Below are 14,405 nucleotides of genomic sequence, written 5' to 3'. Positions count from 1 at the left end.
CGTCAGCACGCCGGACGCACCGCCGCGACCGCTCAGCATGGTGGGGGCCGGACGACGCCGTCGTCCGGGCGGCGGTCAGAAAGGGGAGGGCGGTTCATGGAGCACGGGACGTCGGTGACGCCCGTTCTGCTCGACGCGGAGCGACTCGGTCGTGGCACCCAGTGGGCGTTCCTGCGCACGGCGATCGAGAACGTGGCCGAGGCGGGCGGTGCCCTCTGGCTCCGCGGCGAACCGGGCACCGGCAAGACGGTGCTGCTGGATCAGGCACACCAGTTCGCCGAGGGGCGGGGCCTTCGCGTCCTCAGGGTGAACGGCGCGCGGGCCGAGAGCGCCATCCCCTACGCGGCACTGCACCAACTGCTGTGGCCCCTGAGCGACCACATGCACAGGATCTCCGCCGTGGCGCGTGCCGTGCTCCGCCGGGTGCTGGAGACCGAGCAGAGCGGGCCGCCGCTCGCCCCCACGGTCACCGCGGCCACCATGGAACTGCTCGACAAGGTGGCCCGGGACCGCCCGCTGCTCGTCGCGATCGATGACCTGCACCGGGTGGACGCCGCCAGTGTGGCGGTCCTGTGCTTCCTGCGCCGGCGCGCCGGCGCGGCCCCGCTGCTCCTGGTGGCCACGGTGGGGGACGAGGCGCTCACCGCGATCGACCTCGCCGGCCCGCAGGTCCTCGCCATCGACCCGCTGTCCGACGAGTACGCGGAGCTGCTCCTGACCGAGTCGTGGCCCGGCCTGTCCGCCACGACACGCGCGCGCGTGCTCCGCGAGGCCGCCGGCAACCCTCTCGCCCTCGTCGAACTGCCGGCCGAGCTCTGCGAACCGGAACGACAGGGCCGGCTGCCGCTTCCCGACCACCTGCCGCTGGGGGAGAGGCTGGAGCGTTCCTTCTCACGGCACTTCGAGGCACTCGGCCCCGAGGCGAGGTTCACGCTGCTGCTGTGCGCGCTGGCCGACGCGGACGCCGGCGCCCATGCCGACGCGGACACGGACGACGACGCCGGTGATCAGGTCCGGAACATCGCCGACGCCGGTGATCAGATCCGTCACGTCGCCGACGCCGCCCGCGAGGCGGGCGTCACCGAGGCCGGGAGCCATCTGCGGGCGGCCCGCGAGCACGGCCTGATCCACGTCGACGACCGCCACCGGGTACGGTTCCGGCATCCGCTGATCGCCTCCTGCCTCGTCCAGACGGCGGAGGCCGGCGAACGCCGCCGCGCCCACGCGGCCTGGGCCGGCGTGCTGCCGCAGGGCGAGCCGCGCCAGGTCACCCACCGTGCCGAGGCCGCCCACGCCCCCGACGAGGCGGTCGCCGCCGCGCTCGTGGCAGCGGCCTGGGTGGCGCAGACGCGCGGCCACGACGTCGACGCGGCCTGCCTCCTCGCCCGCGCCGCCGCGTTCAGCGGCGGCGCCGAGCAGCGGGGCACACGTCTCGTCACGGCGGCCCGCGCCGCCGCCCGCGGCCACCACATCGCACTCGCGGCCCGACTGCTCGACCAGGCGATCGCGCACGGAGTGCCCGCATACAGCCGCAACGTCCTCGACTACACCCGGGCCCTCGTACGCCTGCACGCCGACGGCGACCCCGGTCCCGCCGTCGACCTGCTGCCCGCACTCCTCGACCGCCTGCCGGCCGAGGAGCGCGGACTGCGCCTCCCGGCGCTGTTCCTGCTCATGCTGGCCGCCGGCCTCACCGCGGAACCGGAGGCGTGGAAGGCGGTGGAGTGTCACATGGCGGGAACCCCGGAGATCTACCGCGTGGGCCTCGACGCCTGGAACGCCCCGATCCGCCACGCCAAGGGCGGACACGAACGGCTGGCCGCGGCGCTGCGCCTGGCGCCCGGCGACGCCCGGACGGCCGAGGCACGGGTGGAACTGTGGGCGGCCGCGGGCCTCGACGCCGTAGGAGACCACGCGCAGCGGTGGCACCGGATGGCCGACCGGTACCCGACCGCCACACAGGCCCTGGCCGACGCGGCCCTCGCCCACGACGACAATCTGCGCGGTCACTGGGGCCGCTGCCTCGCGCGCATGAAGTCGGCGGAGGCCCTCGCACGGGCCCGGGGCAGCGATCTCGACGCGGCCGTGTACGCGTGCACCGCGGCCTACGTCAGTGCCGCTCGCGGCGAGCGGGAAGCCGTGGCGGAACTCGTCGACAGGCTGCGCCCCTGGGCGGTCGCGCGTGGACTCACCTTCCTCGTCCACCGTCTCGACGCGCTGCAGGCCGCCTCCGCCCTCGCCGTCGGCGACTACGAGAGCGCCTACAGACACGCCACCATGCTCACGCCCCCGGGCGTCCTGCCCGCCACCGCCGGCCAGTTCCACCTGGTCTTCCTCGACCTCGTCGAGTCGGCCCTGCACACCGGCCGCACCACCGAGGCCCGCCACCACGTCACCGCCGGCCGGGCGGCGGGCATGCACCGCATCTCGCCCCGTCACACCTTCCTGCTGCTCGCCGCCGAGGCGATGACCAGCGACGACGCCGACACGGCGTACGCGTCCGTACACACCTCGCCCCACGCCGGCGCGTGGCCCTTCGAACTGGCACGGGTACGACGCCACCACGGAGCCTGGCTGCGCCGGCGCGGGCGCCGTGTCGAGGCACGCTGCCAACTGGAGTCCGCGCAGCGCGCGTTCGCCGTGCTGGAGGCCGAACCCTGGCGGCAGCGGACACTCCAGGAGCTGCGGGTCTGTGACGAACCAGGGCCGAGCGTCCCACAGGACGGATCCGGGGCACGGCTGACCCCGCAGGAGCAGCGGATCGCCGAACTGGTGGCCGCCGGGCTCACCAACCGGGACATCGGAGCCCGGCTGGGGCTGTCACCGAGGACCGTCGCGGGCCACCTCTACCGGATCTACCCGAAACTGAACGTGACGACGCGAGCCGGGGTCGCCCGCGCCCTGCACCCTGGACGGACGACATGACGCCGACCGGCGGCGGCCCGGAGCGCGTGATCAACCTCGCCGACTCCGCCGATCCGCGAGCCACTTCGGCCCCCCACGCCACGTCGACACCCCTCGGTGCCGCGACGGTGTCCACGTACCGGGGCGCGGCCGGCAGTCTGCTGCGCCATGATCCGGCTTTAGATGCCGACCATGAGGCGCTCCACGAGGCGTTCGTCGCCGTCGGCACCCAGAGCCGGGGCACGGCCGTCCTCACGGACCCGCGTCGCAGCATGCCCTGCGCGACCGGCGACGTGTTCCTCGTGGACATGGCCGAGCCGTGGGAGCTGCGCCAGTCGGACCCCTACCGGCTCCACCTCTTCCGGATCCCCCGGCGGGCGGTCAGCGCGTCCGCGGACGAACTGCGCGCCGCGCAGGGCGTGCACGGGCACACCGACGACTCGGTCACACGGATCCTGGCGCCGTTCCTCACGACGATCGCCGACTCCGCCGCCGCATACCCCGAACGGGTCGCCCGGGACCTCGCCGGACATGTCGCCGACCTGCTCGGCACCCTGGCCGCGTCCGCCGCCGGGCAACCGGCTGCCGAACCGGATGAGAGCGGTGGACGGCGTGCGATGCTCTGGCGGATCAGGCACTTCGTGAACGAGAACCTCGACGACCCCGAGCTGAGTCCCGAGCTGATCGCCGCCCGGCACCACGTCTCCGTGCGGTACGTGCACAAGGTCTTCGCCGACGAGGGCACGACGCTCAGCCGGTGGATCCGCCGGCGTCGGCTGGAGGAGTGCCGGCGCGAGCTGGCCCGCCTCGGCCCCACCGATCCCGCACCTTCCTTCGCGGCGGTGGCACGACGCTGGGGATTCGCCAACTCCGCGCACTTCAGCCGCAGTTTCCGCGCCGCGTACGGCATGTCGCCCAGTGAATGGCACCGCATCCGTACGGCGTCGGGCGACGACGCCCTGCGTGGGCCGCAGGCCGGTCAGGCAGGTACGACCGAGGACGGGTCCGGCGACGGACCGAACGCCCCAGGAGCCGCGCTGTGACCGCCCGCGCTGTGACCTGCGCCGTGACCGCCCGCGCCGTGACCGCCGGCGGCGCGCCAGTCGCGGGGCGACTGGCCGAACACCGACTTGAACGAGCGGCTGAAGTGGGCCGCGTTGCGAAATCCCCAGCCGCGCGCGACGGCCGAGATCGTCGGGGCCACGCTGCGACGCCGGGCGAGTTCGCGGGCGCACTCCTCGACACGACGCCGCTGGATCAGCTTGCGGACCGTCGTGTCCTCGGCCTCGAAGAGAAGGTGCAGATAGCGCAGCGAGACACGGTGTGCCTCGGCGATCCCCGTCGGGGACAGGTCGGGATCGCGCAGGTTGTCGTCGATGTGGCTGCGGATCCGCGTGATCAGCTCGCCGCGGGCGTCGACCGGCCCCGCGGGGGTACCCATGGCCTGCTCGTCGATGAGGGTGGCGAGGAGGTCGGCGACGTTCCCGGCCAGCCGGTCCCCGACCCGGGCCGGCGCCGGATCACCCTCGCGCGCCAGCCCGAGCAGAACCGGGCCCAGGAGCGCCGCCACCCCGCTCTCGGTGCGCAGCGCGCGCCCCGTCACCTGTCCGACGCGCGCCCAGGACGGGCCGAGCGCCCTGGAGGGCACCCGGACCAAGTGCATCCGGAACCGTCTTCGCTGCTCCAGCGAGAAGGGGCGTCGCAGGTCGATCACCGCCAGCTCACCCGGCTGCAGACTGGCGCTGCGGCCGTCCTGGTGGAACGCCGCGGTACCGGAGATCTGGAGGGCCAGCGCCAGGCGCGGGTCGGGAGCCGACGCGGCCAGTCTCGGGGTGCGGCTGAGCCGCAGCGGATCCGCTTCCACGGAGAGCACACGCACGTACCCGAGGTCGCGGGCCCACATCGTCCCGTCGTAGGGCTCCTCCGGCTGCTGCGGGACGACCCGCAGTGGGGACAGCCACTGCCGCACGCCGTTCTCCCACACCCTGTTCCTGTCCGCGTCCGGCACTGACGCCGTCATCATCACGGGGCGCACATCAACTCCTGGGTCCGGGCTGCCAATCGGCGGGGCGGACGGGCCGAGGCGACGCCTTCCCGCACGCCGATTCTGTGACCGCGCAGGCCAGGGCGGTTAGGTCATCTGACGGGTTCCGAACCGCAATATGCCGCTTGTGCAGAGCCGGTCATACATCGTGCACGGATGCGCATCGTGCCGTGCGCGCGTTCGCGCACCCGGTGGCGCGCTTCCCTCTAGAGTCGCGGGCACGATCACCCCCACTCAGCAGGAGATCGCGTGTGCCCCGACGAAGCGTCACCGACCTGGCCGCCCGCACTGGAGCGGGAGGCCGCAGAGTTCGTCCACCGGTACACGTGCCCGGTCGTGCCCCGGGACGCGGATCCGGAGCCGGCACGGAAGTGGATCGCGCCCCTGCTCCCGGGGCACGGACAGCACGCGGACCTCGACGAGGAGTGGCTCGCCCTGCCCGGATACGGGGACAGCCGGATCAGGGTCCGGATCCTGCGCCCCGCCGGCGCCCGTGAACCCCTGCCCGTCGTCCTCTTCCTGCACGGGCTCGGCTGGATGCTCACCGACGCGTCCGAACACGACCTGCTGCTCGCCGACTTCGCCCTCGGCGCGGACGCCGCCGTCGTCGTGCCGGAGTACGACAGGGTTCCCGAGGCGCGCTATCCGGTGGCCGTCGAACAGGCGTACACGGTCGCGCGGTGGGTCGCCGAGCACGGGGCCGAGCAGCGACTGGACGGGGAGCGGATAGCCGTCGTCGGCGCGGCCGCCGGGGCCAATCTGGCCGCCGCGCTCACCTTGCTGGCGAAGGAACGCGGCGGAGTGCGCTTCGTCCACCAGGTCCTGCTGTGTCCCGTCACGGACGCCGCCATGGACACCCCGAGCTACCGGGACTTCGGCGAGGGCTTCTTCCTCGGCCGGGAGGCCATGCGGCACTTCTGGGACCAGTACGTGCCCGACCCCGAGGACCGGCGCAGGGCCACCGTGTCCCCGCTGCGCGCCACCGACGCGGACCTCGCCGGGCTGCCCCGTGCGCTCATCATCACCGCGGAGGCCGACGTGCTCCGCGACGAGGGCGAGAACTACGCGGCCCGGCTGCGCCGCGCCGGGGTCTCCGTCGTGTCCGTCCGCTACCACGGCACCGTCCACGGCTTCGTCCTCTTCGACGCGCTGCGCGGCACCGACACCTCCAGGGCCGCGCGCACCCAGGCCATGGACACCCTCCACGTGGCGCTCCATCCCTGGCCCGGCTGACCCGGGCCCCAGGGCCGTGCGTGCGCGGCACATCGGCGTGCGCGCGCGGTCATGTACGGCGGTGACGGCGGCCGTACGGTCCAGGCGAACAGACTCTCCCCAGGAGGAACACCTCATGAGCGCTCCCCGGCCGATGAGCCGCCGCAGACTGGTGGCGGCCGGCGCCGCCGCCGTCGTCGCCGCAGGCGTCACCGGAATTCCCGCGCACGCCGCCTCGAACACGACCACGGCCGGCGACAGCGCCGCCAAGCCCACCATCGTCCTGGTGCACGGCGCGTTCGCCGACGGTTCCAGCTGGTCGCCGGTCATCGAGCGACTGCAGTGCGCCGGGTACACGGTGCGGTCCGTGGCCAACCCGCTGCGGGGCCTCACGACGGACGCCGCCTACGTGCGCAGTGTCCTCACCTCGATCACCGGGCCCGTCGTCCTCGCCGGACACTCCTACGGCGGTGCCGTGATCACCGCGGCGGCGGCCGGGATCCCCCAGGTCAAGGCCCTGGTGTACGTGGCCGCCTTCGTCCCCGACGAGGGCGAGGTGCTGGGCGAACTGTCGGCCCGTTACCCCGGTTCGCAGCTGCAGCCCGCCCTGACCGCCATACCCGCCCCCGCGGCCGACGGCTCCCAGGGCCTCGACCTGTACATCAGGGACGACCTCTTCCCGGGTGTCTTCGCGCAGGACGTGCCCGCCGCCACCGCCCGGACGCTGGCGTCCGTCCAGCGGCCCCTGAGCGCCTCGTCGTTCACCGACACGGCCCCCGCGGCGGCCTGGCGGACCATCCCGTCCTGGAACCTCGTGTCGACCCGCGACCAGGTCATCCCGCCGGAGCTGCAGCGCTTCCAGGCCCAGCGGGCGGGTTCCCGCACGGTCGAGGTCGCGAGCTCGCACCTGGCCCTGTACAGCCACCCCGGTGCCGTCAGCGACCTCATCAAGGCCGCCGCCCGCAGCGTCGGGCGCTGAACCGCCGGCCGTCCACCCCTACGTCACCGAACCACCCCGCCCCTGCCGACAAGGACTTCGTCATGGCAACTGAAGCAGAACTCGAGAACATCGCCCGCATCAACGCGGACGACCGCACCCCCGTCGTGTTCGTCCACGGTCTGTGGCTGCTGCCCAGCAGCTGGGACCGGTGGGCGTCGGTCTTCGACGAGGCGGGATTCGCCTCCCTCACGCCCGGCTGGCCGGACGACCCGGAGACCGTCGCCGAGGCCAACGCCCACCCCGAGGTGTTCGCGGGCAAGAGCGTGGGTCAGGTGGCGGACCACTTCGCCGACATCATCGGGCGGCTCAAGCGCAAGCCGATCGTCATCGGGCACTCCTTCGGAGGCCTGATCACCCAGATGCTCGCCGGCCGTGGTCTGTCCACCGCCTCCGTCGCCATCGACCCCGCCCCCTTCCAGGGCGTGCTGCCGCTGCCGATCTCCTCGCTCCGCGCCGCCAGGCCGGTGCTGGGCAACCCCGCCAACTTCAACCGGGCCGTCCCGCTCACCTACGAGCAGTTCCGCTACTCCTTCGCCAACGCGGTCAGCGAGGAGGAGGCCAAGGAGCTGTACGAGCAGTTCGCCGTGCCGGCGCCGGGAGAGCCGCTGTTCCAGGCCGCGGTCGCGAACTTCAACCCGTGGAGCGAGGTGAAGGTCGACACGCTGTCCGCCGAGCGCGGTCCCCTCCTGATCATCTCGGGCGAGAAGGACCACACCGTGCCCTGGGCGATCGCCAACGCCTCCTTCAAGAAGCAGGAGCGCAACGAGCACGCGGTGACCGAGATCCACGAGATGCCGGGCCGGGGCCACGCCCTCACCATCGACAGCGGATGGCGCGAAGTCGCCGACACCGCCCTCACGTTCGTCCAGCGCTTCACCGGCTGACACGGCCACGAGGCGCGCACAGCGACCTGCCCCGGGGCACCGGAACCCGCCATGTGCGGGCGCCGGTGCCCCGGTTCACTTCTGTCCGGCCGCGCCCAGCACCCGCGCGAGTGCCGCCCGCGACGTGATCCCGAGCTTCGGGTAGATCCGGTACAGGTGGTCGGAGACCGTCCGTGAGGACACCCGCAGCACCTCACCGATCTCCTTGTTCGTCAGACCGTCCGCGGCGAGCCGCGCGATACGCAGCTGCTGCGCCGTGAGCACCTCCGCACCGCCCGCCGGCAAACCCGCCGAGGTCCCCGCCGCCCGCAACTCCCGCTCCGCCCGCGCCACCCACGGCACGGCGCCCAGCGAACGGAAGGTGTGCAGCGCGGTGAGCAGCACGTCCCTGGCCTGAGCCGCACGCCGCAGACGCAGCCTGCTCCCGTGCGCCAGCCGCAACCGCGCCATCGGGAACATCCACTCCTCGGCCCCCGGCACCCCGCACGCCGCCTGGAACAAGGCGTCCGCCTCCTCGTCCGGCGCCGCCATGGCAGCCGCCGCGGCGAACAGCAACGCGTGGTGCGGCGAGATCTCCGCCATGCGCGCGGACCGGGCGGCGGCCATATGCGCCCGCGCCTCGGCGAGCCGCCCCGTCTGCACGGCGGCCTCCACGAAGTCGAAGAGCGCCAGATGGAACGACGCCGTCCCCCGCGGCAGCACCCCGGGCGGCGTGAGCACCGCGAGCCGCCGGTACGCCTCCTCGGACCGGCCGTGCGCCAGCGCCACGAGGCCGGCGAGACGATCCAGATTGCCCTCGACGAACGTCATCCCCGCCCGGCTCGCCACCGGTCTGACCGACGCGTCCACCGCGCGCAGCCCCTCCTCGTCGCCGCGCCCGGCCAGGAAGTGGGCGTAGTAGTGCCGGAAGAGCAACGCGTTGCTGTGGTAACCGAGTTCGTCCGCCGCCTCGGCCTCCCGCAGACAGGCCTCGGCCTGGTCCCAGCGCCCCTTCAGGTAGTGCTGGTAGCTCCTGGCCTTCGCGATGGTGCCCTGGGTGGCGTAGGCGTGCTGCTCCGCGAAGCGCCGCCACAGCCTCGCGTCCGCCACGTCCACGGCGGCGGCCGTCCACAGCACGAGCCAGGCCGCCCCGGCCTCCTCCCGCGCGCCCATGCCCGCGACCAGCTCGTGCAGCCGGTCCGCCACGCCGTGCGCCGTACGCGCCGGGTCCACCCACGCCTGATGGCACAGCCGGGCCAGCGGCGACGCCGCGGACCGGTGCCGCTCCAGCGCCACCCGGCCCCGTGGGTCGTCCGTGTACGCCGTCGCCAGCACCAGCTTGAAATACGCCTGCTCGGCAAGTCCGGGGCAGGCGTCCTCCCCGGCGCTCTCCAGATCGCTCAGGATCCGGGGGAGCAGGGTGAACGAGGACTCGAAGTCGACCAGGTGGCTCTGGTCGACGTACACCTGCGCGAAGGCGGCCAGCGGCGCGACCTCGGGCGGGACGGGCTGGCCGCGCACCGCCTCCACCAGCCGGGCCGCGTGCTGCAGCCGCCCGCCGCGTGCCGCCATCGTCGCGGCACGGGCCAGCCGCCCGGCCCGGCTCCGGGCGTCCCCGCTGAGGGCCGCCGCCCGGTCCAGCAGCACGGCACCCTCGGCGTCACCACCGCGCCCCGCGACGCGCTGGCCCGCGGCCTCCAGCCGTACGGCGAGATCCTCGTCCGTCGCCCTGGCCGCCGCGGCCTCGTGCAGAAGCCGGCGCGGGTCGTCGTGGCCCAGCGACCTCGCCAGGTCGATGTGCGCCCGGCGCAGCTCCTCGCGTGAGGCACGGGAGATGACGGCGCTGCGCACGAGCGGGTGCCGGAAACACAGCCTGCCCGTGGAATCCAGGTGCGCGAGCCCGCTGGACTCGATCGCGTCGAGCACACCCTCGGTTCCGTCCCAGGCCGCGTCCCCGGCCGCGCCCCCGGCTCCGGCTTCACGCCAGAGCCACACAGTGGCGTTCCACGCGGCGGCCTCACCGCCCAGCGCGACCAGCAGGAGCACCCGCAGGGCGGCGGGCGGGAGCCGCCGGAACCGCTGGTCGAAGAGGCGCTCCAGCCGATGGCCCGGATCGGCGGCCGTCTCCCACGCCGCCGTGGCGTCGAGCGGATCGCCGATGCGATGGCGCGGAAGCTCGACCAGGGCCAGCGGGTTGCCGTCCGCCTGCGCCAGCACGCGCTGCTGTGCCGGCGGCGCCAGCCCGGGATGGTGCCGGCGCAGCAGCGCGGCGGCCTCGTCGGGGCACAGCGGCGGCACGTCCACCCAGCGGGCGGTCCATCCGTCGGTGGCCGCTCCGCGCGGCCTGCCCCCACTCACGATCAGCACCGGCAGCCCGGACAACCGCCGGTGCAGAAAGCCGAGGACGGCCGCACTGGACGGGTCCATCCACTGCACATCGTCCAGAAGCATCACCACAGGCCGCTTCCGCGCCGCCGCGGCCAGCAGGGTCAGCGCCGCCGCACCGATCAGGAAGTCGCCCTGCGGCCGTGCGTCACGCAGTCCGAGGGCCGACTCCAGAGTCTGCCGCTGGTGCGGTGCCAGAGCGTCGGGCAACTGTCGCAGCAGCGGCCCGAACACCTGGTGCAACGCCCCGAAGGCCAACTTCTCCTCGGACTCCGCCCCCGATACACGCAGGACGAGACACCCCCGACCCCGCGCCTCGGCCGCCATCCACCCCAGCAACGCCGTCTTGCCGACGCCGGCTTCGCCGCGCAGGAGGACAGCCGTCCCCACGCTGTCCCCGGGGCCCTCCCCGAGCGCACGGTCGAGCGCGTCGCGCAGCAGGGACCTGAGGTCCTGCCGGCCCATGAGATCAGTGTCGTCCACTGCGGGCCCACCTCTCTGACCTGCCCTGAGACACCAGGGCTCAGCCGCCAACGTAGGCGAGCCGCGCCGACGGCTCTGATCTGTGGGCGCGGACTTTTTGCCCCAGCGTGCCGTATACGCGCGAGCGCAACTCCACGAGGCGCCCGGAGCTGGTGTAGCTAGTCGGTCGCGCGAAAGAGAAGGTGGCGAAGAGGAGAAGGGCACGGGGCAGGCAGGTGACGGGGGAGTGAACCTGCCTGCCCCGGCACGCGGCGCCCCGCCCGGAAACCAGGGCGACAGGGGGAGCCGCGGACCTCGTCGGGAGGCCATCCCTTACAGCGCGCCGGGCGCGCGGGATGTCACTCGGCGAGGAGTGAGCACTGCCGCGGGCCTACGTCGCCACGGGCTGCGGCCGGCGGACGGCCAGGCGCCCCCGCTGCGCGAGTACGGCCACGGAGGCGGCGCAGCCCAGACCTGTCGCCGTGAGCACCGACCAGGTCAGCCAGACGGCGTCGTGCCGCAGCGCGAAGTCCCACAGGGCGCCGATGACGAGGTTGCCGAGGGTGATGCCCAGCCCCGAGACGGTGTTGTACAGGCCGTAGTGCGTGGCGACCAGGCGGTCGCCGGACAACGCGACGATGGTGTCCATCTCGAAGGGATAGACCACCGCGGACCCCGCCGCCAGCAGCACCACCGCGACCACCAGGGAGAACAGCACCGAGGGGCGCGACCCGGGAGGAGCGAGCGCCAGCGGCAGGAACGCCGACCCCATCGCGGCCAGGCCCCGCACCAGCGCCTGCTCGGAGCGCCACCGTTTTTTCGCCCAGCCCGTCAGCCGCAGTTGACCCACGACGGCGACCGCGGCCGACACCACGAACAGCCCGCTGGTGACGGCCGTGCCCTGCGCACCGAGCGCGTCGGCCGCGGCCAGCGGCAGCGCCAGATAGACCTGGAACGTGAGCACGTACGAGCCGATCATCGCCGTGGCGAACAGCAGGAAGGGCCGGTTCGCGACGACGGTCCGCCACTGCGCGACCACACCGCCCGCCGCCGCGCCCGGCGTCCGGCCGTGGCGGTCCGGCAGCGCGCGCCACTGGAGCAGGGTGAGGAGGGCGAACACGGCCGCCGCCGTCGTGCACACCAGCCGGAAGTCGGCCGCCAGCAGGGCGAGTCCGACGAGCGGTCCGAGCAACATGCCCGCCTGGTAATGGACGTTGAACACGGCGAAGGCGTCCACGCGCCGCTCGCCCGCCGCCTCGGCCAGGTAGGCGCGGACGGACGGGTTGAACAGCGCACCCGCGAAGCCCGTCGCCGCCGAGGCCACGATCAGCGCGGGCAGGTTGTCCACCCAGCCGAGCAGGGCGAAGCCGGCCGTGCGCAGCAGGCAGCCCGTCATGATCGGGGCCTTGTAGCCGAAGCGGTCGGCGAGGGTGCCGCCGATGAGGAACATCCCCTGCTGGGAGAAGGTGCGTACGCCGAGCACCAGTCCCACGGCCCAGGCCGCCAGACCGAGCCCCCGGGACAGATGCGCGGCGAGGTAGGGCATGAGCATGTAGAACGCGAGGTTGATGGCGAACTGGTTGGCCATCAGCAGCCGTGCGGGTCCGGAGAAGGAGCGGGTCTGCCGCCACAGGCCGGTCACCGGGCCGCGCCCCTCGGCCTCGGCGCGATGTCGCGGGCGAGCGGGTCGGTGACATGGAGGCAGCGCGTCCAGCGGGTGACGGTCCGCTCGCCGGGACAGCCGATCTCGTCGGGGTCGTCGGCGGGCGGGTGGTCCAGCAGGCCGTGCGTACGGCAGTACGTGTCGTCGTAGACCGTCCCGACGTAGCGCTGGGGCCCGTCCGGGAAGACGGCGACGATGCGTTCGCCGGCGGGCAGGGTGCGGGCCAGCCAGCGCCCGACGAGGGCGACGGCCCCGACGCTCCAGCCGCCGGTCGCGTAGTGGTCACGGGCGAGGCGCCGAGCGGCCCAGACCGCTTCCGCGGGCGCCACCCAGTGGACCTCGTCGAAGAGGTCGTAGGCGACGTTGCGGGGGTGGATGCTGCTGCCCAGTCCGCGCATCAGACGGGGCGCGGCCGGCTGGCCGAAGATGGTCGAGCCGGTCGCGTCGACCCCGACGACCCGCAGACGGGGACAGCGTTCGCGCAGGACGGAGGCGATACCGGCGGAGTGACCTCCAGTGCCGACGGAGACCACGAGGACGTCGACCCGGTCGAGTTGAGAGGCCAGCTCACGGGCGAGCGGGGCGTACGCGGCGATGTTGTCGGGGTTGTCGTACTGGTCCGGGTGCCAGGCGCCGGGGTGCGCGGCGAGGAGTTCTCGCACGCGCTGCCGTCGGGCCTGCTGCCAGCCGCCGGCCGGGTGCGGCGCGGGGACCGTGTCGACCTCGGCGCCATGGGCGCTCAGCAGGCCGCTCATCAACGGCTCCATGCCCGGGTCGGTGACGACGGTCACAGGATGACCGAACGCGGCCCCGGCCAGGGCCAGACCGAGGCCGAGCGTCCCCGAACTGGACTCGACGATCCGGGCGCCGGGCCGCAACTGCCCACGCGCACGCGCCGCGTGCACCATGTGCAGGGCCGCGCGGTCCTTGAGACCGCCGGGGTTGTGCCCTTCGAGCTTGGCCCAGAAGCCGCGCCCGGTGGCCGCGAAGGGTTCCCCGATCCAGAGGACGGGGGTGTCGCCGACCAGCCCGGCCGGCGTACGCATCGGCCGCCGGACGCCGTTCGGCGGCGCGTCGGGGGTGACGGAAAGGTCGGGGGTGACGGAAAGAGGGAGGGCGGAGGGGTGTTTCATGGCGTTCTTCATGGCGTGCTTCTCCTGCGACCGGTCAGCGGACGGCTGCCGGCCGTGGGCTAGGAAGGCGGTGACGACCGGTTGCCGCGCCGGGGGAGAACCCGCCGGGGGAGAACCGGCACGGCGAGAACCGGCCCGGGGGGACCCGCTTGGGGAGAACCGAGGGGCGCGGCCGAGCGGCGATCAGGTCCGCCACACGCCCAGCAGGGCCAAGGACCGGCCGACGGACCGGCCCCGGGCCGCAGGAGCCGGTGAGCGTCCGGGTCCCGGCGCGGGTACGAAGCCCTTTGCGGCACCGTCGCCGGACGCGGCCAGGTGCGCCGACGGCAGCACCAGGTCCGCGTCACGCGGTGCCTGGACCGTCGGCTCTTCCGCGTGGCAGCAGTGCTGCTCGGGGTCGTGCCCGGAACCGGCGTCCGCGGTGACGACGGCCACGGCCGCGGGGCCGGTCGGCAGAGTGCCGAAGCCGGCCCCGGACACCGGTGCCGGGCCGTGGGCGCAGGCCAGGAGATGCAAGAGGGCGGCGAGGAGCACCAGGATCGCCGCACCGGTACGTGACACGGTGCGGCCGTCGCGGTGAACCGGGCCGACCCTCATGGGCGCAAAGGGTAATCAAGCGAATGCGTGCGGTGACGCATTCGCCCGCGGTCGGCGCGCGGGTCCTGCGGTGACGGCGGAAGACAGGCCCTGCCCGTGTAGCCCGGACGAGTGGACCGTGCGGATGCGCACGCACGTGAAG

10 protein-coding genes are annotated in these 14,405 nt (G+C 73.8%); 5 read left to right on the top strand and 5 right to left on the bottom strand.

The features are described from left to right. The first annotated feature begins 96 nt into the window (after positions 1–96). Both ACGFYV_RS02395 and ACGFYV_RS02390 read left to right on the top strand, forming a co-directional pair. Positions 97–2,925 carry an AAA family ATPase gene (locus tag ACGFYV_RS02395; RefSeq protein WP_393876454.1) on the top strand — a complete coding sequence of 943 codons (2,829 nt, stop codon included), beginning with the start codon at positions 97–99 and terminating at the stop codon, positions 2,923–2,925. Then, complete coding sequence (locus tag ACGFYV_RS02390) at positions 2,922–3,947, top strand: helix-turn-helix domain-containing protein (protein ID WP_393876453.1); 1,026 nt, start codon at positions 2,922–2,924, stop codon at positions 3,945–3,947. The genes ACGFYV_RS02395 and ACGFYV_RS02390 overlap by 4 nt, the downstream gene beginning before the upstream one ends. Here ACGFYV_RS02390 and ACGFYV_RS02385 read toward each other — a convergent pair. Continuing rightward, positions 3,884–4,927: a helix-turn-helix domain-containing protein gene (locus ACGFYV_RS02385; RefSeq protein WP_393876452.1), complete on the bottom strand. Its 1,044-nt coding sequence runs from the start codon at positions 4,925–4,927 to the stop codon at positions 3,884–3,886. The two genes, ACGFYV_RS02390 and ACGFYV_RS02385, sit on opposite strands and share 64 nt — an antisense overlap. A gap of 270 nt (positions 4,928–5,197) precedes the next feature. On the opposite strand from ACGFYV_RS02385, the gene ACGFYV_RS02380 reads away from it, so the two are divergent. The 3 genes from ACGFYV_RS02380 (at position 5,198) to ACGFYV_RS02370 (ending at position 8,044) form a co-directional block, all read left to right on the top strand. Beyond that, a complete protein-coding gene (locus tag ACGFYV_RS02380; RefSeq protein WP_393876451.1) occupies positions 5,198–6,181 on the top strand; it encodes an alpha/beta hydrolase in 984 nt (327 codons plus the stop codon). 115 nt (positions 6,182–6,296) lie between these two features. Beyond that, positions 6,297–7,139, top strand: coding sequence for an alpha/beta fold hydrolase (locus tag ACGFYV_RS02375; protein ID WP_393876450.1), 843 nt, complete (start codon positions 6,297–6,299; stop codon positions 7,137–7,139). A gap of 62 nt (positions 7,140–7,201) precedes the next feature. Beyond that, positions 7,202–8,044, top strand: a complete 843-nt coding sequence (locus ACGFYV_RS02370; protein ID WP_393876449.1) for an alpha/beta hydrolase — start codon at positions 7,202–7,204, stop codon at positions 8,042–8,044. 75 nt (positions 8,045–8,119) lie between these two features. Here the strand turns inward: ACGFYV_RS02370 and ACGFYV_RS02365 are convergent, their stop codons facing one another. The 4 genes from ACGFYV_RS02365 to ACGFYV_RS02350 all read right to left on the bottom strand — a co-directional run bounded on the left by ACGFYV_RS02365 (position 8,120) and on the right by ACGFYV_RS02350 (position 14,227). After that, entirely contained in the window at positions 8,120–10,891 is a 2,772-nt protein-coding gene (locus tag ACGFYV_RS02365) for an AAA family ATPase (protein WP_393876448.1), read from the bottom strand. Between the two features lie 370 nt (positions 10,892–11,261). Then, entirely contained in the window at positions 11,262–12,512 is a 1,251-nt protein-coding gene (locus ACGFYV_RS02360) for an MFS transporter (RefSeq protein ID WP_393876447.1), read from the bottom strand. Then, positions 12,509–13,678: a PLP-dependent cysteine synthase family protein gene (locus ACGFYV_RS02355; RefSeq protein ID WP_393876446.1), complete on the bottom strand. Its 1,170-nt coding sequence runs from the start codon at positions 13,676–13,678 to the stop codon at positions 12,509–12,511. The genes ACGFYV_RS02360 and ACGFYV_RS02355 overlap by 4 nt, the downstream gene beginning before the upstream one ends. 171 nt (positions 13,679–13,849) lie before the next feature. Further along, complete coding sequence (locus ACGFYV_RS02350) at positions 13,850–14,227, bottom strand: hypothetical protein (protein WP_393876445.1); 378 nt, start codon at positions 14,225–14,227, stop codon at positions 13,850–13,852. Positions 14,228–14,405 lie beyond the last annotated feature (178 nt).

It is taken from the genome of Streptomyces sp. NPDC048297 (genome assembly GCF_043201585.1).
Classification (GTDB): Bacteria; Actinomycetota; Actinomycetes; order Streptomycetales; family Streptomycetaceae; genus Streptomyces.
The sequence above is the reverse complement of the archived record's forward strand: the minus strand, read 5'-3'. Positions and strand labels throughout refer to the sequence as shown.

What these genes read in the sequence shown, in the direction of transcription:
- ACGFYV_RS02395 (WP_393876454.1), top strand. Translation starts at nt 97, where the DNA reads ATGGAGCACGGGACGTCGGTGACGCCCGTTCTGCTCGACGCGGAGCGA.
- ACGFYV_RS02390 (WP_393876453.1), top strand. Translation starts at nt 2,922, where the DNA reads ATGACGCCGACCGGCGGCGGCCCGGAGCGCGTGATCAACCTCGCCGAC.
- ACGFYV_RS02385 (WP_393876452.1), bottom strand. Translation starts at nt 4,927, where the DNA reads ATGATGACGGCGTCAGTGCCGGACGCGGACAGGAACAGGGTGTGGGAG.
- ACGFYV_RS02375 (WP_393876450.1), top strand. Translation starts at nt 6,297, where the DNA reads ATGAGCGCTCCCCGGCCGATGAGCCGCCGCAGACTGGTGGCGGCCGGC.
- ACGFYV_RS02370 (WP_393876449.1), top strand. Translation starts at nt 7,202, where the DNA reads ATGGCAACTGAAGCAGAACTCGAGAACATCGCCCGCATCAACGCGGAC.
- ACGFYV_RS02355 (WP_393876446.1), bottom strand. Translation starts at nt 13,678, where the DNA reads ATGAAGAACGCCATGAAACACCCCTCCGCCCTCCCTCTTTCCGTCACC.